General features: G+C 41.2%; 19 protein-coding genes. 12 read left to right on the plus strand and 7 right to left on the minus strand.

Annotation, left to right across the window (positions count from 1 at the left end; translation table 11 throughout):
• On the plus strand, positions 1 to 462 hold a 462-nt coding region (locus ES896_RS09665; protein WP_205687768.1), incomplete at its 5' end, for a transposase.
• A gap of 103 nt (positions 463 to 565) precedes the next feature.
• Here ES896_RS09665 and ES896_RS09670 read toward each other — a convergent pair.
• Together ES896_RS09670 and ES896_RS09680 are read right to left on the minus strand one after the other, a co-directional pair.
• A complete protein-coding gene (locus ES896_RS09670; RefSeq protein ID WP_135226745.1) occupies positions 566 to 1753 on the minus strand; it encodes a M20 family metallopeptidase in 1188 nt (395 codons plus the stop codon).
• 495 nt (positions 1754 to 2248) lie between these two features.
• Complete coding sequence (locus ES896_RS09680; protein ID WP_007497177.1) at positions 2249 to 2734, minus strand: antibiotic biosynthesis monooxygenase family protein; 486 nt, start codon at positions 2732 to 2734, stop codon at positions 2249 to 2251.
• Between the two features lie 127 nt (positions 2735 to 2861).
• Here ES896_RS09680 and ES896_RS09685 point away from each other — a divergent pair, with 127 nt between their 5' ends.
• The 7 genes from ES896_RS09685 to ES896_RS09715 all read left to right on the plus strand — a co-directional run bounded on the left by ES896_RS09685 (position 2862) and on the right by ES896_RS09715 (position 12907).
• Entirely contained in the window at positions 2862 to 4997 is a 2136-nt protein-coding gene (locus ES896_RS09685; RefSeq protein ID WP_135226746.1) for a transglycosylase domain-containing protein, read from the plus strand.
• A gap of 124 nt (positions 4998 to 5121) precedes the next feature.
• A complete protein-coding gene (hemE, locus tag ES896_RS09690) occupies positions 5122 to 6180 on the plus strand; it encodes a uroporphyrinogen decarboxylase (RefSeq protein ID WP_007497181.1) in 1059 nt (352 codons plus the stop codon).
• Positions 6181 to 6211: 31 nt separating this feature from the next.
• Entirely contained in the window at positions 6212 to 7150 is a 939-nt protein-coding gene (gene hemH, locus ES896_RS09695; RefSeq protein WP_017366949.1) for a ferrochelatase, read from the plus strand.
• A 22-nt stretch (positions 7151 to 7172) separates the two neighbouring features.
• On the plus strand, positions 7173 to 8585 hold the full coding sequence (hemY, locus tag ES896_RS09700; RefSeq protein ID WP_008348859.1) for a protoporphyrinogen oxidase: 1413 nt from the start codon (positions 7173 to 7175) through the stop codon (positions 8583 to 8585).
• 175 nt (positions 8586 to 8760) lie between these two features.
• Positions 8761 to 9339 carry a TetR/AcrR family transcriptional regulator gene (locus tag ES896_RS09705; RefSeq protein ID WP_007497184.1) on the plus strand — a complete coding sequence of 193 codons (579 nt, stop codon included), beginning with the start codon at positions 8761 to 8763 and terminating at the stop codon, positions 9337 to 9339.
• Between the two features lie 64 nt (positions 9340 to 9403).
• On the plus strand, positions 9404 to 11713 hold the full coding sequence (locus ES896_RS09710; RefSeq protein ID WP_135226747.1) for a YhgE/Pip domain-containing protein: 2310 nt from the start codon (positions 9404 to 9406) through the stop codon (positions 11711 to 11713).
• A 144-nt stretch (positions 11714 to 11857) separates the two neighbouring features.
• Positions 11858 to 12907: a M42 family metallopeptidase gene (locus ES896_RS09715; RefSeq protein WP_017360302.1), complete on the plus strand. Its 1050-nt coding sequence runs from the start codon at positions 11858 to 11860 to the stop codon at positions 12905 to 12907.
• A gap of 32 nt (positions 12908 to 12939) precedes the next feature.
• On the opposite strand, the gene ES896_RS09720 is transcribed toward ES896_RS09715, so the two are convergent.
• Complete coding sequence (locus ES896_RS09720) at positions 12940 to 14229, minus strand: cation:dicarboxylate symporter family transporter (protein WP_008348850.1); 1290 nt, start codon at positions 14227 to 14229, stop codon at positions 12940 to 12942.
• Positions 14230 to 14568: 339 nt separating this feature from the next.
• A complete protein-coding gene (gene yhfH, locus ES896_RS09725; RefSeq protein WP_008359029.1) occupies positions 14569 to 14706 on the minus strand; it encodes a protein YhfH in 138 nt (45 codons plus the stop codon).
• A gap of 155 nt (positions 14707 to 14861) precedes the next feature.
• Here yhfH and ES896_RS09730 point away from each other — a divergent pair, with 155 nt between their 5' ends.
• From ES896_RS09730 to ES896_RS09740, 3 genes are all read left to right on the plus strand, one after another.
• Entirely contained in the window at positions 14862 to 15605 is a 744-nt protein-coding gene (locus ES896_RS09730; RefSeq protein WP_048001747.1) for an MBL fold metallo-hydrolase, read from the plus strand.
• A 2-nt stretch (positions 15606 to 15607) separates the two neighbouring features.
• Positions 15608 to 16597 (plus strand): lipoate--protein ligase, encoded by a 990-nt coding sequence (gene lplA / locus ES896_RS09735; RefSeq protein ID WP_008348846.1) that lies wholly within the window; start codon positions 15608 to 15610, stop codon positions 16595 to 16597.
• Between the two features lie 172 nt (positions 16598 to 16769).
• Positions 16770 to 18323 (plus strand): fatty acid--CoA ligase family protein, encoded by a 1554-nt coding sequence (locus tag ES896_RS09740; protein WP_135226749.1) that lies wholly within the window; start codon positions 16770 to 16772, stop codon positions 18321 to 18323.
• A 211-nt stretch (positions 18324 to 18534) separates the two neighbouring features.
• On the opposite strand, the gene ES896_RS09750 is transcribed toward ES896_RS09740, so the two are convergent.
• Positions 18535 to 18951, minus strand: coding sequence for a YhfM domain-containing protein (locus ES896_RS09750; protein ID WP_135226750.1), 417 nt, complete (start codon positions 18949 to 18951; stop codon positions 18535 to 18537).
• 174 nt (positions 18952 to 19125) lie between these two features.
• On the opposite strand from ES896_RS09750, the gene ES896_RS09755 reads away from it, so the two are divergent.
• Complete coding sequence (locus ES896_RS09755) at positions 19126 to 20409, plus strand: M48 family metallopeptidase (protein WP_135226751.1); 1284 nt, start codon at positions 19126 to 19128, stop codon at positions 20407 to 20409.
• A 46-nt stretch (positions 20410 to 20455) separates the two neighbouring features.
• Here the strand turns inward: ES896_RS09755 and ES896_RS09760 are convergent, their stop codons facing one another.
• Together ES896_RS09760 and ES896_RS09765 are read right to left on the minus strand one after the other, a co-directional pair.
• On the minus strand, positions 20456 to 21601 hold the full coding sequence (locus tag ES896_RS09760; protein WP_046526644.1) for a serine alkaline protease SapB: 1146 nt from the start codon (positions 21599 to 21601) through the stop codon (positions 20456 to 20458).
• Positions 21602 to 21987: 386 nt separating this feature from the next.
• Positions 21988 to 22572 (minus strand): histidine phosphatase family protein, encoded by a 585-nt coding sequence (locus ES896_RS09765; protein ID WP_007497198.1) that lies wholly within the window; start codon positions 22570 to 22572, stop codon positions 21988 to 21990.
• Positions 22573 to 22633: the final 61 nt, after the last annotated feature.

Below are 22633 nucleotides of genomic sequence, written 5' to 3' on the forward strand. Positions count from 1 at the left end.
CGTCCAAGAACAAAAGCTGGTTACTTGAAAAAGAATGAATACGTATATGACGCACATTTTGATTGTTACATTTGCCCCAACGGGCAAATTCTCTCTTATCGTACAACGACTAGAGAAGGCTATAAGCAATATGCATCTGATTCAGAGGTATGTAAATCCTGCTCGTTTTTAAATAACTGTACACAAAGTCAAAATCACACCAAACAAATTCATCGGCATATTTGGCAGGACTATCTAGATGAAGCAGACCATCTGAGGCTGACACAAATGAATAAAGACATCTATGCAAAACGGAAAGAAACAATAGAACGCGTTTTTGCGGATGCAAAAGAAAAGCATGGTATGCGTTGGACGAAACTTCGAGGACTCAAAAAAGTTTCAATGCAGGCGATGCTTACTTTCGCTGCCATGAATCTTAAAAAGCTAGCAAACTGGACATGGAAAGAGCCATGTCCAGCGTAAAATACATAAAGTTTTTATAAAAAATGTGAAAACCCCACTTTTACTTGAAGTAAAGGTGGGGTTTGTCTACGGTCTGAAGCCGCTGCCCAGCAGCGGCTTTTTTTTATTCATCGTAGGAAAGGACGGCATGAGCGAGTACCTTTGCTGCGACAGGCATTGCGTTTTCGTTAATATCAAATTTCGGATGGTGATGTGGATACACATCTTGGCTGTTTTCTGGCATAGCGCCTGTGTAGAAGAAAGTACCAGGAACATGCTGAAGGTAGTAAGCAAAGTCTTCTCCACCCATTTGGGTTTCGGCTTCTTTTACTTCTGTGACTCCTTCTGTCTGTTTGGCTATTTCTGCTATATATTCAGTTGGTGCAGGGTGATTTTTGACTGCAGGATAGCCTCTTACATATTCATAAGTATAAGAGGCATCGTGCATGTGGCAGACACCTTTCACCACCTGTTCAATTTCACGTTCAATGATATGGCGTGCACTCTCTTCAAAGGAACGTGCAGTACCTGTTAGCACGGCCGAATCTGCAATGACGTTAAAGGCATTTTCAGCGACAAATCCCCCTACAGATACCACCGCAGAATCAATCGGGTTGACTTTACGGGCCACGACCTGCTGAAGATTGGCTACAATTTGTGAACCGATGAGTACGGCATCTTTCGTCAGGTGCGGCTGTGCGCCATGTCCGCCTTTCCCTTGCACTTGAATAGAGAAACGATCGGCGGCTGCCATAAAGTTCCCGCTTTTATAAAGAACAGTGCCGCATGGCTCTGATGACCAAAGGTGGGTGCCGAAAATGACGTCAACACCGTCTAAACAGCCATCTTCAATCATTGGTTTCGCACCGCCGGGGGCATATTCTTCTGCGTGTTGATGAATGAGGACGATTTTTCCTTTTAATTGATCTCGGTGCTCATGTAAGATCTTCGCTAAGACGAGAAGTGTTGCTGTGTGGCCATCATGACCGCATGCGTGCATGATGCCAGGTTTTGTTGAACGGTAAGGTACATCCTTTTCATCATAAATGGGAAGTGCATCAAAATCAGCTCTCAATGCAATGGTCGGTCCAGGGGAAGCTCCTTCAATAAAAGCGAGTACACCATGTCCGCCTACATGTATGCGTGTTGGGATATGTAATCTGTCATAATATTGAGCGATGTAAGCAGCTGTTTCCTCTTCCTGAAAAGAAAGTTCTGGATTCATATGGAGATGGCGTCTAATTTCAACCATTTCCTCATAATGTTCATCAAGACGTTCATTGATCCTTTTGTGTAAAGTGGATACTGTCATTGATCCGAAAACCTCCTTTAGGCTCTTTTACTGATTGTATGGTAATTGTTAGAATCTTTCAACAGAAGAGGATGTCGAGAATGACAGAAAAGGTCATTTTACATAAAAGTCGAAGGTTAAGTATGAAGCTTGAAAAAGGGGGAGTGGCATTGGGAAGCTGTCCAAATTGTTCAAAAGCATTTTCTTTCGTCGAAAAATTTCATTTATCGCATACGAGAATGATGCTTTGTCCAAGCTGTCGGCATCAAATCAAAGAAACGTTCGTTTCGAAGATGAGCTTTTTGATGATTTGTTTGATTCCACTGTTGGTACTACTTATTCAGATGAAAGGTGCTTCACCTATGCTCAAATGGCCAATCTTATTAGGATGGATCTTGCTGAATTTTTATGTACTTCAGCCAATCATTCATCGGTACGAGCTTAGAGATAAGCGTTGAAAGCCCAGCAGAAGGGCTTTTTTTTATGAAAAAAAGAAGTGCGAAGAGTAGCACTTCCTTAATGGTCTATGACGGCATGATAGGATGTCAGATAGGCAGGACGAGAGAAGATGGAGCCAGTATCCTCGTGTGGCTGAAAGAATGCTTCTGACTCTTGGAAGTCTTGAAATAAGTCTTCAGATTCCCAAAGGGTCAAAATTAAGTACACTTCTTCATCCTTTTTTGGTCTTAACACACGAAGCGCCTGAAAGCCGCGCTGGTGCTCTGACATGTTTGTTTTTTTCTGAAAGGTGGATTCAAAAAGTGCTCTGCTTTCGAGCTTTACAGGGATATGATTCAGCGTGACAAAGCCAGATTGGACGAGCTCACCTTTTGTATAAATCACATCATAGGCATGGGGTGCTTTAAAGACTGTCTCACCCTCCGTTTCATGAAAAAGAGCCGCTTGTTCCTTACCGACCGTATAAAGCAGATTTTCAAGATGATGTTTTTTTGCGATTTTTTGCAAAAAGTCTGCTGTTCCATATGTAATATAGAAATTCATCTAAACCGCCTCCTGCTTGATAGTATAACAAAAGAATGATATATAATTCTTTGGTAGTCAATCCATAAAACATATTATGAAGCAATACATCCCATACTATCCGTATAAAGGAATGAGGTGACCTAATTTGAAGAAAAAGAAGATAATCATTCCATTAGTCATTGCAGGAAGTACAATCGTGCTTTCATTTATTGGCTATCTGACCATTTTATTTTTAGGACATTATGTCATAGATGAGAAGAAGCTCGTTTTTCACGCTTCCTCGAAAATCATTGATCAGAATGGAAAAGAACTCACAAGCATGTATTCAGAAAATCGGGACCCTGTGTCATTAAAAGAGGTCCCAGATAAAGTGGCGAAAGCTTTTGTTGCTGTAGAGGACAAGCGCTTTTATGAGCACCACGGAATTGATGCACAATCGATTTCAAGGGCGGTTTATCGAGATATTTTAGCAGGTGGAAAGGTAGAAGGCGGCAGTACCATCACCCAGCAGCTCGCCAAAAATATCTTTCTCACAAATGATAAAACGTTTCTTCGAAAAACAAAAGAAGTCATTATTGCGATCAATTTAGAAAGAGATTATTCAAAGGACAAGCTGCTTGAAATGTATTTGAATCAGCTTTACTTTGGTCATGGCGTCTATGGGATCCAAGCAGCAGCCAATTACTATTTTAGTAAAGATGTAAAAGATCTCACTGTCAGTGAAGGAGCTACACTTGCTGCCATGCCAAAGGCACCTTCAACGTATTCCCCTGTTCTACACCCAGATAAAAATAAACAAAGACGGGATACCATCCTGAATTTAATGAATGAACAAGGATATTTGTCTTCTACAGAAACAGTTGAAGCAAAAGGAAGAACACTTGGTATTCATTTAAAAAAGAAATCAGAAACCCCTTGGGTGGACAGTTATGTAGATCTCATGATTAAAGAAGCAGAATCACAGTATTCGATTTCGCATGAACAATTGCTTCAAGGCGGCTATACCATTACGGTACCAATCGATATGAATTTGCAAAAAATTGCCTATGATGCAATGAAAAACAATCGTTATTTCCCGGGAAAAAGCGGGTCACCTGAAGGCAGCGCTGTGTTTATTGACAACGCATCTGGTGGTGTAAAAGCAGCAATAGGCGGACGAGAATATCAGGCAAGAGGCTATAACAGAGTCACAGCTGTTAGACAGCCTGGTTCTGTCTTTAAGCCGATCGCAGTATATGGTCCAGCGATGCAGGAGAAAAAATTCAGACCGTATTCACTGCTTGAGGACAAAGAAAAAAGCTATGACGGCTATTCTCCAAAGAACTACGATGGACAGTACGAGGGCAGGGTCACGATGGTAGAGGCTCTCATGAAAAGTAAAAATACATCTGCCGTATGGACGTTAAGCCAGCTTGGCATCGATACGTCTAAATCCTATCTTGAGAAAATGGGGATGGATATTTCGGATAAAGGACTTGCCATAGCGCTTGGTGGTCTAGAAAAAGGGGTTTCTCCATTGCAGATAGCTGGAGCATTTCATACATTTGCAAATGAAGGCGTCTATAAAAAGCCGTTCTTCATTCAGAAAATCACGAATGATGATGGAGAAACCGTTGAAAAAAATCGAAACAAAGAAGAACGAGTATTTAGCGTACAAAATGCTTGGAATATGACAAGAATGCTTCAACAGGTCGTCAAAGGCGGAACCGCTCAGAGCGGATCATACGCTGGAGATTTGGCTGGTAAAACAGGTACAACTACGTATTCCGGTGTCAAAGGGGCAACGAAAGATGCTTGGTTTGCTGGCTACACGCCTAGTACAACAGGGGCAATCTGGATGGGATATGACAAAACGGATAACAGTCATTATTTAACTGGCGGCAGTCAGTATCCAGTGCAGTTAATGAAAGATATTTTAACGACCGCTCAAATAACCAATGAAACATTCCAAAAACCAGAGGGAATTAAAGAACTTCAATCGCCAATCCATTTAGAAGGACTGTCAGGCTTTGAAGCACGTTATGCATTTAAAATCAAAGGGCTCTTTACATTAGAGCTGTCATGGGATGAACAGGAAGACAAACGCGTTGAATATCGTATTTATGAAAAGAGGAATGGAAGCGAGACCCTGATCGATTCTGTAACAGGAACAAACAGCTACACAATGCCGTATGCAAATGTGTTTTCAGATGCGCAGTATAAGGTTGTTCCATACAATACTCAAACACAAGAAGAAGGCGAAGGTAGTGCTTATATCAAGCCAGAGGCTTTTGGACGTTAATATTCGGCGATTTTTTGAACATTGAGCCGCTTTAGTATACCGAGCCCTGAAAAAGCGGTATAGTAAAAGCAGTGTTTGAGCCTTATACAAAGAGAGTGTGAGGCGAAAGGTGGAATGAAAGGTAATGGGAAAAACGAAGGCTTTTAATGACACGTTCTTAAAGGCGTGCAAAGGGGAAAAAACAGACCATGTACCGGTTTGGTATATGAGACAGGCAGGACGCTCGCAGCCTGAATATCGTGCCCTTAAAGAAAAATACGGGCTATTTGAAATTACGCATCAGCCAGAGCTATGTGCTTACGTAACAAGACTTCCTGTAGAACAATATGGTGTAGATGCCGCTATTTTATATAAAGATATTATGACTCCGCTTCCAGCTATTGGAGTGGACGTTGAAATTAAAAATGGAATTGGACCAGTGATTGACTCGCCTATTCGGACAAAGGCAGATATCCAGCGTCTTGGAGAGCTTCATCCTGAAGAAGACCTGCCGTATGTGCTTGATACGATCAAGCTGTTAACAGAGGAGCAGTTGAATGTTCCGCTGATTGGTTTCGCAGGTGCACCTTTTACGATGGCAAGCTATATGATCGAAGGCGGTCCATCTAAAAATTATCATAAAACAAAGGCGCTCATGTACAGTGAGCCAGAGACATGGATGCTTTTGATGAATAAATTAGCCGATATGACGATCACATACATACGCGCTCAGGTAAAAGCAGGCGTCCGAGCATTTCAAATCTTTGACTCTTGGGTTGGCGCTTTAAATGCAGCAGATTACCGGACCTTCATTAAGCCTGTCATGCAGCGTATTTTCACAGAGCTGAAGTCTGAAAACGTACCAATGATTATGTATGGTGTCGGTGCGAGCCATCTGGCGAAAGATTGGCATGACTTGCCGCTTGATGTCGTTGGACTGGATTGGCGTATGAGTATAGACGAAGCGCGAAAAGAAGGCTTAACAAAAACGTTACAAGGAAACCTTGATCCAACGATTTTACTTTCTCCTTGGGAAGTGATTGAAGAAAGAGCAAAAGCGATTTTAGATCAAGGGATGAAATCAGATCAATTCATCTTTAACTTAGGTCACGGGGTATTTCCTGATGTCTCACCAGACACGTTAAAGAAGCTGACTGACTTTATTCACGATTATTCAGCTAAACATAAAAAAACATCCATCTAAATATTTCAAATGATCTGAAGGAGTGTTGGTTGTGGAGAAAAAGAAAATGGGGCTACTTGTCATGGCATATGGCACCCCATATAAAGAAGAAGACATTGAACGTTACTATACACATATCCGTAGAGGCAGAAAGCCAGAGCCGGAGATGCTGCAAGATTTAAAGGACCGCTACAAGGCAATTGGCGGCATTTCTCCTTTATCAAAAATTACAGAACAGCAGGCAAATGGCTTGTGTGAACATTTGAATGAGATCCAAGACGAGATTGAATTTCATGTATACATTGGGTTAAAACACATCGAGCCTTTCATTGAGGATGCGGTCGCTGACATGCACCGAGATGGCATCACAGAAGCGGTGAGTATTGTACTAGCACCGCACTTCTCCACATTTAGTGTGAAATCGTATAACAAACGTGCACAAGATGAAGCAGAAAAGCTTGGCCATCTGAACATTACTTCTGTTGAAAGCTGGTACGATGAACCGAAGTTTGTGGACTATTGGGTGAAACAAGTGAAAGAGACGTATGCATCCATGAGTCAGGAAGAAAGAGATTCAGCAGTGCTGATTGTGTCTGCACACAGTCTTCCTGAAAAAATTATTGCAGCAGGGGACCCATACCCTGATCAGCTTGCACAATCTGCAAAAATGATTGCTGAAGGTGCAGGAATTGAGCATTATGAAATTGGCTGGCAAAGTGAAGGCAATACGCCTGATCCGTGGCTTGGACCAGACGTACAGGATCTCACGCGTGACCTATTTGAGCAAAAAGGCTATAAAACATTTGTATACGTGCCTGTTGGTTTTGTCGCTGATCACCTTGAAGTGTTATACGACAATGATTATGAATGTAAAGTCGTCACGGATGAAATTGGTGCAGCTTACTATCGTCCAGAAATGCCAAATGCGAAACCAGCATTTATTGATGCACTGGCAGCAGTCGTATTAAAGAAGCTTAATGAAAGCAAGTAATCATATAAAAGAAGGCGATCCTATGCATGACAATCAAAAACACCTTGTCATCATTGGCGGTGGCATCACGGGTTTGGCCGCCGCCTTCTATTTGGAAAAGGAAATTGAAGAAAAAGGCCTTCCTATCCAAATATCTCTTATTGAAGCGAGTCCTAGGCTAGGTGGAAAAATTCAAACATTATATAAAGACGGTTATATCATTGAACGTGGACCCGATTCATTTTTAGAAAGAAAGGTCAGTGGACCCCAGCTGGCAAAAGATGTTGGCCTATCTGATCAGCTCGTCAATAATGAAACAGGGCAAGCGTATGTATTAGTCAATGAAACCCTTCATCCGATGCCAAAGGGCGCTGTCATGGGCATTCCAACTCAAATCAGTCCTTTCATTACAACTGGGCTTTTTTCAGTTGCCGGAAAAGCACGTGCAGCGATGGATTTCGTTTTGCCAAAAAGCAAACAGACAGAAGATCAGTCTCTGGGGGAATTTTTTAGAAGACGTGTGGGTGATGAAGTGGTGGAGAATTTAATTGAACCGCTACTATCAGGCATTTATGCTGGTGACATTGATCGCCTGAGCTTAATGTCTACCTTCCCGCAGTTCTATCAAACAGAACAGAAGCATCGCAGTTTGATTCTTGGGATGAAAAAATCACAGCAGCATGCAAAAGCGCAACAAGTGACAGCGAAAAAGCAAGGACAGTTCCAGACAATCAATCAAGGGCTGCAAGCACTTGTTGAAGCGGTCGAAAGTAAACTCAAGCTGACGAAGATTTACAAAGGGACAAAAGTGACCCAGATCGAAAAAGCCGAGGGAGGCTATGGCGTTCAATTAGACAGCGGTCAAACGCTTTTTGCAGATTCTGCCATTGTGACAACTCCTCACCAATCGATCTATTCCATGTTTCCAAAAGAAGCAGGGCTTGAGTACTTGCATGACATGACATCGACTTCTGTTGCAACAGTTGCACTCGGATTTAAAGAAGAGGATGTTCACAATGAATATGATGGCACTGGTTTTGTCATCTCAAGAAATAGTGATTTCTCCATTACAGCATGTACGTGGACAAATAAGAAATGGCCTCACACTGCACCTAAAGGAAAAACATTGCTTCGTGCATATGTTGGGAAAGCTGGTGATGAATCAATTGTTGAACAGTCTGATCATCAAATCGTGAGCATTGTGCTGGAGGATTTGAAGAAAATCATGGATATTAAAGCAGATCCAGAGCTGACGACAGTGACTCGCTGGAAAACAAGCATGCCGCAATATCATGTGGGTCATCAAAAACAGATTTCGACGATGAGAGAAACGTTTAAGCAATCATATCCTGGTATTTATATCACGGGTGCTGCATTTGAAGGTGTTGGGATTCCTGATTGTATTGATCAAGGAAAAGCTGCCATCTCAGAAGCTGTATCTTATCTATTTTCATAAAAAACAAACTCCCTTTTCTGTCATGGAAAGGGAGTTTTTCATGTTCGTATGTTTAGAAAAGAGTGGTGAATAATAAAATTGAACAAAGTTGTTGCATCTGACGAAAAAGATGTGGTATATTACTTTCTGTACTTAATGACCGAAACGTTCAAATAGTCATTTTGGGAGTGAGATCATGAGTGTTGATAGGAGACAAATGATTTTAGATGGAGCAACAAAGGCATTTACCCAGTTCGGGTATAAAGCCACGACAATGGACCTTGTAGCAAAGCTTGCCAACGTCGGAAAAGGAACGATTTATACCTTTTTTAAAAACAAAGAAGAGCTGTTCGATGAAATTTTCACATCACTGTTAATGGAGATGAGGAAAATTGCAGATGAAGCAATAGATGAGAAGAATAGTTTCTCAGAAAACCTTCATTTAGCACTCTTTGCAATATTAGAATTTCGAAAAAACCACCAACTTACAATTAAAATCTTTCAGGAAAATGCGGAGCTTGGCACATCAGCAGTGAAAGAAATGATTGAAAAAATGGAGCAGATGATCATTCGCTATATTAAAACAAAAGTAAAAGAAGCGATTGAAAAAGGCGACATTAAGCCCTGTGATCCTGAATTGACGGCATTTGTGATGGTGAAACTATATATTGCACTTATTTTTGACTGGGAAAAGCGATATGAGCCTTTAACAAAAGAAGAGGTCGCTGAATCGCTCGAGCTTTATGTACTAAAAGGACTGTCTGCAACAACATAATTTTTTTTGAGTTCAAATGACCGAATTCTTAATTTAGTCATTCATCAATGGGAGGAAAACAGCAATGAATGTAATTCGGAATCAATGGAAAGACATTGTGACGAGCAAAAAACTACTGATCCCGATTTTAGCTGTCTTATTTATTCCACTAATTTATAGTGGTGTATTTTTAAAAGCTTACTGGGATCCATATGGTACAGTTGATCAATTACCTGTAGCGGTTGTCAACTTGGATGAAGGCAGTCATTATGACGGCAAAACCCTTCAAGTGGGCGATGATTTAGTGAAGGAATTGAAGAAAAACGATAGTTTTAAATGGCATTTTGTTGATAGTGAAGAAAAGGCCATCAAAGGGTTAAATAACGAAGACTATTATCTCGTCGTCGAGATTCCGAAAGATTTCTCGAAAAATGCGAGTACAGTACTAGACAAACATCCGAAAAAATCGAATCTGAAATATTATACGAATCCAGGCGCAAACTATGCTGCGTCTCAAATTGCGAATAACGCCATTATCAAATTAAAAGATTCGGTTTCAAAGGAAGTCACAGAAAATTATGCAGAGGTCATCTTTGATAACTTCAAAACGATTGCAAAAGGATTAGATCAAGCAAGCGATGGAGCGAAGAAAATTGATGACGGAACAAAAAGCGCAAAAGACGGTAGCCAAAAGTTAAAAGACAATCTGGCGAAATTGGCAGAAGGAACGTTAACGTATAGCGAAGGTGTTCATCAGTTTGCAGGAAAAATGGGTGAACTGAACACTGGAATTCAATCTCTTGATAGCGGTCTTGGTCAGCTCTTAACAGGCTATCAAACGATTGATCAGAAATTTGGTGAACTTGGCACAGGCATTGATACATTGACCGAAGGGTTAAACACAAGCCGTGAAGGACATGAGCAGCTTTCTTCTAAAATGCCGCAATTCACAGCAGGCATTGAGCAGCTGAACAATAAAGCACAGTCATTTTCAGAAAAAATCGCTGCTGTGGAGAAAGTATTGTCTTCACCTGAATTAGCGAACCTTGAAAAGATGGCGCCTAAGATTGATCAGGTGAAAGAAGATGCAAAAACGTTTAGTACCAAACTTGCTTCTTTAAAAGAAGCATTATCTAATCGAGATGCAAAAGTAAAAAGTATTATTCAAAACAGCTCGATGACAGATGAAGAGAAAAAGGCGGCAATGGATCAGCTAGACAGTCTTCCTACAATCGAACTGCCTGATTTGTCTGGGATTGAGCAAAGCTTAGCGGCGCTGCAGGAACTGCCTGACGCAAGTGAAGTTCAGTCTGCGGTTGCATCTGCAAAAGCACAGCTACAGCAAGTCAAGCAGCTGCCAGAGAAAACAGAACAGCTGTATACATCAACAGTCGCCATACAAAATGCGATTGATCAAATGACATCCGGTACGAATAAATTGTATCAAGGTGCACTGAAGCTTCAAACGGGTCAAGGGAAATTACAAGATGGCCTGCAAACAGCAAATGGAAAGCTTGATACAGCGAAAAGTGGTGCGGATAAACTGGCAAACGGTTCAAGCCAGCTTAGTGCAGCATTGAATAAACTAGAAAGTGGATCAGCGAGTATCCAAAGCAACTCATCTAAACTGGCTGAAGGGTCAAAATCCCTTGATAAAGGATTAGGTGACTTAAAAAGTGGGACTGGAAAGCTTTCTGATAAGCTAAAAAGCGCTGCAGATGAAACAGGAGACATTGATGCGGGGCAGGACAATTACAATATGATTGCAAGCCCAGTCAAAACAGAGAATGATACAGCGAAAAAAATTGATAACTATGGAACAGGGCTCACACCATATATTTTATCAATGGGACTCTTTGTTGGAGCTCTTATGCTGACTGTTGTATTCCCAATGAAAGATCCTGCAGGACGCCCTAGAAATGCGTTTGAATGGTTTGTCAGCAAATATAGTGTGCTCCTCTTAGTCGGTATCTTGCAGGCAGTGATTGCAAGCTCCATGCTCATCTTTGGACTTGGACTTGAGGTGGAAAGCCTCTGGCGCTTCTATCTCTTTGCGATCATCGTCAGTCTGACATTCCTAGCGATCATTCAGCTTCTTGCGACGACGATGGGGAACCCAGGACGCTTTATTGCCGTCATTATCTTGGTTCTTCAGCTTGCAGCAAGTGCGGGTACATTCCCGCTTGAGCTTGTACCAAAATTCTTCCAAGTCATTCACAGTCTGCTTCCAATGACGTATACCATCAACGGATTTAGAACGATCATTGCCAGCGGTGATAACAGTTATTTATGGCACCAAGCAGCGATTCTTGGAACAGTAGCCATCATCATGATGGCTGCAACAACAGCATACTTTGCTTGGAACATAAGAAAAATGAAACAAGAAGAAGCTTAATCAAAAAAACCTTTCTCTTTCATGAGAAAGGTTTTTTCTATTAGAAATTAGACATCAGGAACCCGAAGCGATATATTTTAAGAAGGATGCTGAAAAAAGGCATGCTTGGAAAGAATTTCTTTTAGATGAAGGAGGATATGCCGAATGACAACGGAAGTAAATGAAACGATTCAGCTTATTCAAAAGCTTGTGTCGATCCCAAGTCCATCAGGAAATACTGAGAAAGTGATTGGCTTTGTCGAACGTTTTTTACAAGATTTACATATTGAAACGAAGCGAAATCGAAAAGGCGGATTAATTGCCACCCTAAAAGGAACAGATGACAAGGAACACCGCATGCTGACAGCACATGTCGATACGCTCGGTGCGATGGTCAAAGAAATTAAATCAAATGGCCGGCTGCGTCTTGCACTCATTGGAGGCTTTCAATATAACTCGATAGAAGGCGAGTATTGTGAAATTGAAACAGTAACAGGCCGTACATACACAGGTACCATTCTGATGCATCAAACGTCCGTTCACGTATATGAGGATGCTGGAAAAGCGAAGCGAAATCAAGAAAATATGGAGATTCGCTTAGATGAAAAAGTGAAAAATGCAGACGATGTGCAAGCACTCGGCATTCAAGTAGGAGACTTTATCTCATTTGATCCTAGAGTGGAAGTGACATCTTCAGGTTTTATTAAATCAAGACACCTTGATGATAAGGCAAGTGTGGCGTTGTTGCTGAGATTGATTCACCGCATTCAAACAGAGAACATCACATTGCCGCATACGACACATTTCTTAATTTCAAATAATGAAGAAATCGGATACGGTGGGAACTCGAATATCCCGGAAGAAACGGTGGAATATTTGGCTGTTGATATGGGAGCCATCGGTGACGGTCAATCAACTGATGAATACAGTGTGTCAATATGTGTGAAGGATTCTAGCGGTCCTTATCACTATGGTCTGCGCAAACATTTAGCCGCATTAGCTGAGGCAAATAAGATCGATTACCGCCTTGATATATACCCTTATTATGGCTCAGATGCGTCAGCAGCGATTCGAGCAGGGCATGATATCATTCATGGACTGATTGGACCTGGCATTGACTCTTCGCATGCCTTTGAAAGAACCCATGAAGACTCATTGATTCATACGGCCAATCTTCTGTACCACTATGTTCAAAGCAAATTAATCACAGTATAAAAAAAGAACCCCGATCGCGGGGTTCTTTTTGATTAGCTTGAAAGTTGTGTTGGCTCAGGTACATCTTGTCCAGTCATCACGCGGTGTCCTTTTTCAGGGTCATATTGCCCTTCCCATTTAGACATCACGACAGCTGCAAGTGCATTACCAGTTAAGTTGACAACGGTTCTTGCCATATCCATGATACGATCAACACCTGCAATAAAGGCTAGACCTTCAGCAGGAACACCGATCGTTCCAAGTGTTGCAAGTAATACAACAAAGGATGTACCAGGAACGGCAGCCATTCCTTTTGATGTCACCATCAGTACAAGAATCAGTGTGAGTTGCTGTACGATTGTGAGGTCAATGCCATATACCTGTGCTAAGAAAAGCGCCGCAATGGCTTGATACAAGACGGAGCCGTCTAGATTAAACGTATAACCAATTGGGATAACAAAAGAAACAATTCCTTTTGGACACCCGATGCGCTCCATTTTATCCATGACTCTCGGTAAAACTGTTTCAGAGCTGGATGTACTAAAGGCGAGAAGCATTTCGTCTTTCATGTAAGCAAGAAATCTGAAAATATTGACGCCAATCATCTTTCCAATAATTCCGAATACAACGATAAGGAAGAGAGCGAGCGCAAAATAAACAAGACCTACGAGCTTACCTAATGAAACAAGAGATTCAAGACCAAATTTTGATACTGTCACACCAATGAGCGCGAACACACCAAATGGTGCAGCTTTCATCACAACATTGACGACATGGAACATCGCATGTGACACACCTTCAAAGAAGGCGAGCACTGGTTTGCCGCGTTCACCAATTGCTGAAACGCCAAGTGCGAATAATACAGTGAAGAAAATAATCGCAAGCAAATCACCTTCCGCCAATGATTGGAAGAAGTTCGTCGGAACGATATGAAGGAACGTATCAGCAACTGATTTACTGCTTTGTTCTTTTTCCGTTTCAACATACTGGCTAATATCCTGTTTTTCTGTATGTCCAAAGTCAACGCCTGCACCTGGTTGAACAAAGTTCGCAAGCACAAGACCAAGGATGATCGCAAACGTTGTGATAATTTCAAAATAAAGAATGGTTCTAAAACCAAGCTTCCCTACTTTTTTACCATCACCCGCACCTGCAACACCTAAAATTAAGCTAGATACGACAATCGGAATGACAATCATCTTAATGAGTCGTAAGAAGAAGTCTCCAATTGGTTTTAAATATGTCTCAACACCAGGGTTACCGAAAAAGATCGCACCAACCACGACACCGAGAATAAGACCGATTAGGATTTGAGTAGCTAATCCAAATTTTAATTTTTTCATAGATTTCCTCCCTAACATATTCATTAAAGGAATATTCCCATTATATTAAGTTTTAATATATGAATTAAAGTATAACTAAAATTAAAGAGGTTCGTCCACGATTAAATTATATTAAGAAAATACAAAATTATTTGAAAAAATGGACACTTCGAACCCCCTTCGTTGTTTTAAGTCAATAAAAAGTGCCTTCCGAACTAAAAGTCATCATATGAAAATACTAAAAAACCCTTCTGTACCAAGGGTTTTACCTTTTTACCTATTTTTCAGAAAAAATAAAAAGCACTTTTGACTCCAACTGACGACGGAGGAAAAAAGTGCTTTTTTATTCTATTTATTACCTTATTTAAGATAACTTACTTGTGAGCATTCCTCACATTCATTACCGTAACACTCGTGCTGTTCCATTAAATCATTTCCACATTTTGTGCATTTTTTTGAAGGCAAATTTCTAAAAAACTCAGTGATTTTTCCTAGCATTTGTCATCCTCCAATACGTTTTATTGCTATCATTGTATTATAACAGATTAATAATTGTCAATCTGTTTTGTAACAATAGGCAAGAAGAATGCTTTTTTTATGAAAAATGGGTATATTGTAAGAAGGGGATTTTTTGAAAAGGAGGAAATATGACGATGAAATTAACCGTGATTGGTTGCTACGGAGGATTTCCAGCAGCTGGTGAAGCCACATCAGGTTATCTTTTTGAATCAGATGGTTTTCGTCTGCTTGTCGACTGCGGGAGCGGAGTTCTGTCAAAGCTTCAGCAATACATTGATATAGAAGAACTAGATGCTGTACTCCTTTCTCATTATCATCACGATCATATTGCAGATATCGGACCTCTCCAATATGCCAAGCTAGTGGGTTATCATTTAGGAAAAAGCAGTGGTCCGCTGACGATCTACGGACACACCGGGGATCAAGAAGCATTTCAGCGGCTCTCTGATGATGTACATACAAATACAACACCTTATCAGCCGGAAGAGGGCATTCAAATCGGACCATTTCAAATTGATTTTTTGAAAACGGTTCATCCGGCAGAATGCTATGCGATGAGAATTCAGGCAAATGAGGCTGTGGTGGTGTATACAGCTGACTCAAGCTATCAAGATGCATTTATCCCTTTTAGCAAGGATGCAGACTTACTTATTGCCGAAAGCAACTTTTACGCCGGACAAGATGGATCGGGTGCAGGACATATGAACAGTACTGAAGTAGGGAAGCTGGCAAGTGAAGCAAATGTTGGAGAGCTCATCATCACCCATCTCCCTCATTTCGGTCGGCATAAAGACCTAGTCAATGAAGCACAGGCGTTATATACTGGCAATATACAGCTTGCCCAATCAGGGCTTAGATGGAACAAGGAAGGAAGATAGAGATGCTGTTTATCGATAACGAGCAACATTATGACCCAATGATTAATTTAGCCATTGAAGAGTATTGCTTAAAATATTTAGATCCAGAAGAAACGTATTTGCTGTTTTACATCAACCAGCCGTCCATTATTATTGGAAAAAACCAAAATACAATAGAAGAAATCAATACAAAATATGTGGAAGACAATGGCATCAAAGTCGTTCGCAGGTTATCTGGCGGTGGTGCAGTTTACCATGACAAAGGAAACTTGAACTTCAGTTTTATTACAAAAGACGATGGGGACAGCTTTCATAACTTTAAAAAATTCACCGAGCCAGTCATCAAAGCGCTTGAAAAGCTTGGCGTCAAAGCGGAATTAAGCGGCAGAAATGACATCATGGCAGATGGGCGTAAAATTTCGGGGAATGCTCAATTTGCTACACGAGGACGTATCTTCAGTCATGGCACCCTATTATTTGATTCAGAAATCGAACATGTTGTCTCGGCATTAAATGTGAAGAAAGAAAAGATCGAATCAAAAGGCATCAAATCCATTAGAAGCAGGGTTGCGAATATTAGTGAACTGATGGATCAAAAGATGACAACAGAAGAATTTAGAAAAATTCTTTTAAGCTATATTTTTGACACGAACGGAGACGTGCCTGAGTATCAGCTGACAGAAAAGGATTGGGAGAAGATTCATGAGATTTCTCGTGATCGATACCAAAAATGGGAATGGAACTACGGCCGTTCACCTAAGTTTAACTTGCAGCACTCTAAGCGTTTTCCAGCTGGATCGATTGATCTTCGATTAGAAGTGAAAAAAGGCATCATTCAAGACTGCAAAATTTTTGGTGACTTCTTCGGTGTAGGGGATATTGCTGATATTGAGAAACGACTCATTGGGCAGCAATATGATCGCAAAACCATTAGTGATGTATTAGAAGACATGGATATGCGCCATTATTTTGGTAACGTATCAAAAGAAGATTTTCTAGATTTGATTTATTAAGCAAGGACAAGCACGGCTAGAGATAGCGGTGCTTTTTCTAATGAAAGGGATGAAAGCGGTTTACATTTGATCTTGTGAATTTTTTCGATTGTCTATTATAATAGAAAAGAGGAATGTTTGGTCATAAAATGAATGGCTATTCATTCATTGATGAAGTATAAGGGGTGGGAGAATGGATTTGATCAAAAATCTTGAGCAGACTGCGATGACCAAGGGAGAGAACGTCGCACTGATCTTTGAAGAGAACAAGTGGACCTATCGAGAACTGATGACAAGTATCGAACGTTTTGCAGATGGTTTAGTGAGCGAAGGGTTTCAAGCGGGAGATCATATCGCGCTGATTTTAGGAAATTCACCGCATTTTGTGATTTCATTTTTTGGTGCATTAAAGGCAGGACTTGTTGTTGTACCTGTCAATCCAACATATACGCCAAGTGAAATCGGCTACATGCTGGTCACTGGTGATGTAAAAGGGATTGTTGCACCGGATCAGCTTCTGCCGATATACGAGCAGGTGTATGAACAGCTTCCAGCGATTGAACGAGTCATTATTTGTGCTCAAAATGAATCTGCGTGCAGGTCAAGTTTAAAAGAAGTATCTGATCGTCTTGTTTTCTTCGGAAAGCTTGTATCTGGAGGTGCGCCGGAAACTGAGCATCCTGTCATACAACCTGACGATACGGCCGTTATTTTATTTACATCTGGCACAACAGGAAAACCAAAAGGGGCAATGCTCACTCATGTTAACCTATATTCAAATGCAAGAGACATTGCGGAGTACCTGTCAATTGATGAGAAGGACAAGGTGATTGCTGCTTTGCCGATGTTCCATGTGTTTTGTTTGACCGTCTGTATGAATGCCCCTTTGATTCATGGAGCGACCATCTATGTCCTGCCGCATTTCAGCCCATCAGAGCTTTTACGAATGATGGAGAAAGAAAAACCAACGCTATTTGTTGGTGTTCCAACCATGTATAACTATTTATATCGTCAGGACGGTCATGAGGAAGCGATGAAGTCGGTGAGGATTTGTATATCAGGCGGTGCGTCCATGCCTGTTGCTTTACTTCACGGTTTTGAAGAAAAGTTCGGTGTCACGGTGTTAGAGGGCTATGGATTGTCAGAGGCTTCCCCAGTGACGGCATTCAATCCCCTTGATGGAAAAAGAAAACCAGGCTCGGTCGGCACTGATATTATGAATGTGAAAAATAAGATCGTGAATGAACTTGGAGAGGAAGTTGGACCAAACGAAGTCGGAGAACTGATCGCAAAAGGGCCAAACATTATGAAAGGCTATTATCAAATGCCAGAAGACACAGAAGCAGCACTGAAAGATGGCTGGCTGTACACAGGAGATTTGGCGAGAAGAGATGAAGACGGATATATTTATATCGTCGATCGAAAAAAGGATATGATTCTCGTAGGCGGGTATAATGTCTATCCAAGAGAAGTAGAAGAAGTGCTTTATCAACATGAAGCTGTAGCAGAAGCCGTTGTCATCGGTGTGCCCGATCCAAACACAGGAGAGGCTGTTGTCTGTTACATTTCCCCTAAGAAACATGCTCACATCAATCAAGAAGACATCATCACACATTGTTCACGCTATTTGGCGAAATATAAGCAGCCCCAAACGATCCATTTCATTGATGATATTCCAAAAAACACGACTGGTAAAATTTTAAGAAGAGCGCTAAAGGATAAGTACCAAGCAGAAACAAGTAAATAAAAAGGGAGCCTCTTGAAGAGACTCCTCAGATTGTTGACAAAGGGCTAAAATGTTGTTTATTTTAGCCCTTTGTCTTCTTTTCAGCGTGATAGAAAACCTTTGCAGCCCTAGGAAGAACGAGTACTGGCGCGGAGCGAATTTCACATTCGTGAGCACCAGCACGCAGGACTGACAAAGAATGCGAGGGTTTGTCTACACGCTGGGGAGACTCCTATGAAGAGGCTCCTTTTTGAATCGCTTCTTGTACCTGTTTTCGAAAGGAATTTGACTGTTTTTGATTTAATTCATAATAGGTGCCGTCTACTAAAAAAACAACTTGAGAGCGGTTGATCCATAGCTGAAAAGAAGTGCCATTTGTCCGTCCGAACATGACCTTGGCGATATAATCTGGCTTTTTTACATTCTTTTTGAGATGGCTGCTTGTTTGTTTCCCTTTGTTTAATTGTTCAATTAGATCTTCAGTTGTATCTTTATCATCTATTTCATAAGAAATGGACTGGTTCGTCGGTGAAAGCAATAATTTCTCTGCTCGATTTTCATCGAAGATGTCACTTGTCCGGCTGAACACATAAAAGAAGGTAATCAGTAAAAGCCCAAAGATCACAATTCCTGCAAGGATTTTCTTCATGATGAACCTCCAACTCACTTTTTTATGGTTAGTTTCTCCGATTTTTGAACAGCATAATCATTTTTTCACTCAAGCTTTTTCAGATAGGGCATGCTATGATTGAGCCACATGAGACAGGTTCTAAACAAAAACGTGCGTGATTACAATAGAGAGAAATGGAAAGGAGGCTGACCAGTGCGAGTACGCAAATGGGTAGCTCTTGCAACGGTAGCATACATATTGTACGGTCTTTTTATTTATTCTTACTTATTTCTAATGGGGGATTCATCTGTCCCTGACAGTGTGAAAGGGACAAGTGCAGACCCGCATACATTTATGACAAGCCATGAGCTTGTGATCAGTGGAAGTTACTCGAACATTCGTAACCTGTTGTACTTTATGACAATTCCTTTAGATTGGTATGTCTTATTCCTTTTGCTCATTTCTGGGTTTTCAAGGAAATTAGCAGATTGGAGCTTGGCAGCAGCTCGTTTTCACCTTTTGAGCAAACTTGTGTATGTGTTTGTGCTGTCACTTTTGACGATGCTGATCACATTGCCGGTCAAGTGGGTGAGCTACCAGTTGTCCTTGCACTACGGTGTTTCAGCACAAAGCACGGCAAGTTGGCTAAAAGACCAAACGCTTGATTTTTGGATTCAATATCCGCTGCTTGTTCTATGCGCTATTGTGTTCTTTTGGCTCATTCAAAAGAAAAGGAAATATTGGTGGCTGTATGCTTGGTGTTTAACCGTTCCAGTTACACTGTTTCTCTTCTTTATACAGCCGGTCGTTATTGATCCACTCTACAATGATTTTTACCCATTGAAGGACCAAGCGCTTGAGAAAAAGATATTAACCCTTGCAGAGAAAGCACACATTCCAGCAGATCATGTATATGAAGTCAACATGTCAGAGAAAACAAACACGATGAATGCTTACGTCACAGGAATTGGTGAAAATAAGCGTATTGTTTTGTGGGATACGACACTTCAAAAGCTGAAAGACCGTGAAATCTTATTTATCATGGCGCATGAGATGGGACATTACGTGATGAAGCATGTATATATCGGTTTAGCAGGATATTTAGTGTTGTCTCTGGTTGGATTTTTTGCCATTGACCGTCTTTATTTTTCCCTTTACCAAAAAGGCGCTTCTCCATTTCGTCTGAAGGCACCACATGACGTTGCTGCTCTTCCGCTTCTTTTGATCATTGTATCTATGCTGTCATTTGCTGCTTCTCCTTTTACAAATGCTGTGTCAAGGCATCAAGAACGTGCAGCTGATGAATACGCCGTGAACTTGACGAAAGATGGAGAGGCGGGGGTAACATCATTTCAAAAGCTTGCAAAATCAGGGCTTTCCCAAGTCAATCCGCCACTTTTAGTGAAAATATTCCGCTATGGACACCCGACGATGATGGAGAGAATCATCGATATGGAAAAAGCGGCGAAAAAAGAGGAAACATCGAAAAAGCAATAAATAAAAAATCCGGCTCAGTTCGCCGGATTTTTTTGTCACACTTATTTTAGTTAGAAGCTGCTTGAACGTTAATCAATCCTTTTCCGTAATAGAACGAATTACCAAGCGGTGTTGCCGTATTTTCTAAGCGCTGACGAACCTGAGACGTTGATAGATTCGGATACTTAGAAAGGATAAGCGCTGCTGCTCCTGCTACATGAGGAGATGCCATTGATGTTCCCGTATAAGATGTATATCCACTGCTTGGTACTGTACTTAAAATCGATGTACCAGGTGCAGAAACATCTAATTCAGGACCTGCGCTAGAAGATGAGTTTCTGACATTGTTGCTGTTCACGTTGGCAACAGCAATCGTAGAGTCGTATTTTGCAGGATAGCCTACGGTGCTAGTAGAGCCAGTGGAACCTGAATTCCCTGCTGCGGCAACGACAACCACTCCGCGATTATTCGCTGTGTCTACAGCATTTTTAAGCGCTGTGGAGCCGTTTGGTCCGCCTAAGCTCATATTGATGACATCCATGTTATTGGCAACAGCCCATTCAATACCACTGATAATCCAGCTGTATTGTCCATCTCCGTTTCGATCTAACACTTTAACGGCATACAAGGAGGCGCTTGGCGCAACCCCAAGAACACCAATCGTGTTATCAAGGGCAGCAATGGTTCCGGCTACGTGAGTTCCGTGTGATTGAAAGTCTTGTGTGGCATTTGGCTCTGAAGGGACGAAGCTAGCACCGCCTGCAACATTTAAGTCAGGGTGTGCGGCGTGGATTCCAGTATCAAGGACAGCTACTTTGACGTTAGCACCTTTATAACCTTGAGCGTGTACGGCTGGAGCTTTGATTTGAGGGATACCATAAGGGACGGTTTGTGCATATGCTTCTGCTTTGTGGTCTTCTTCTACATAAGCAATGCTAGGGTCGTGTTCAAGTTTTTTTGCGGCTTGTTCAGACATCTTCACTTGTGCAGCATTAATGAGGCGGTATTGTTTTTCTAATTTCCCACCATTTTGTGTCACTGCTTGTTTCTTAGAGCTGTTTGTGGTGGCAGAAGCTTTAAAGCCAACGATATAGCTTTTTTCACTTTCTGACTTTGAGGCAGTCTCGGCATTTGCCATCGAGCCTCCAAACCCTGCTGAAAACAGAAGAGGGACAGCCAATAAAACACTTGTCATCACATTTTTCTTTTTCACGCACATTCCACATCCCTTTTTCTTATTTCAGAATAATCATCCATAGTCTATAAGAATGATCCGTTTGATTATTCTGTATTTTCAGTTTAATAGAGGTAGGCAAATAAGAGTAGACCTGAATTTTTGTGGAAGTCCTAGCGAAAAATAGGGAATTAAGTCGCTTGGAAATGATGGTAAAATATGTTTATTGTGTATTTTCAACGATTTTCTGTTAAAAAGGAATCGTGCTTTTTTTCTCATGATCTATTTGGGGATAAACATTCGATACCCGAAATGCCTTAAAATAGGTAGAAAAGGCTATCATCTATTTCGAATTTCGATATAAAAAAATATTATTTTATCATTGTTTTTGACATGAAAAAGAACCTGCTATGAAAACAGGTTCTTTAAGAAGGGGCAGATTGTGTTAAATGGCTGACCACGTTGTAATCGTTCACCTTCCATTCACCATCTGTCCATTCCACATAATTTAAGCAGGCATTCTCAAGTCTTGTATCCTTAATACCCATCTGTTCGTCAGCTAGTGAGGTGAGTAAGGCATGGATGGCAGCACCGTGTGCTACGATTAGTACCCGTTGATCTGGGTAGGTTGCTCTCACTTTTTCGATACCTTCTAGCATTCGATCTTGAAGTGCCGATAGTGGTTCCATATTTGGATACTGTTTATTTGGAAACAGTTTCTGACGTTCCTCAAATGACATGCCTTCAGCGTCGCCATAGTCACGTTCAATAAAATCGTCCATGATCACGAGAGGTGCATGTACATGCTGTAAAATCAAATGAGCTGTTTCTTTTGCCCTTGATAGCGGACTGGAAATCACAACATCCCAGTGGGCATCTTTTAAGTAAAGACCGGTTTGTTCCGCTTGCCATTTACCAGTGTCATTTAAAGGGATATCTGTTCGTCCTTGAATTCGTTTTGCTGCATTCCAATCGGTTTCTCCGTGTCTGACTAGGCAAATTGCTGTCAATCAAATCCCGCCTTTTCTATCTTTTCTTCTATTATACTAAAACAGAAGAAGAATGACTGGA

The organism is Bacillus sp. 005/A4HT-01/001 (assembly GCF_004634445.1).
GTDB lineage: Bacteria > Bacillota > Bacilli > Bacillales > Bacillaceae > Bacillus > Bacillus altitudinis.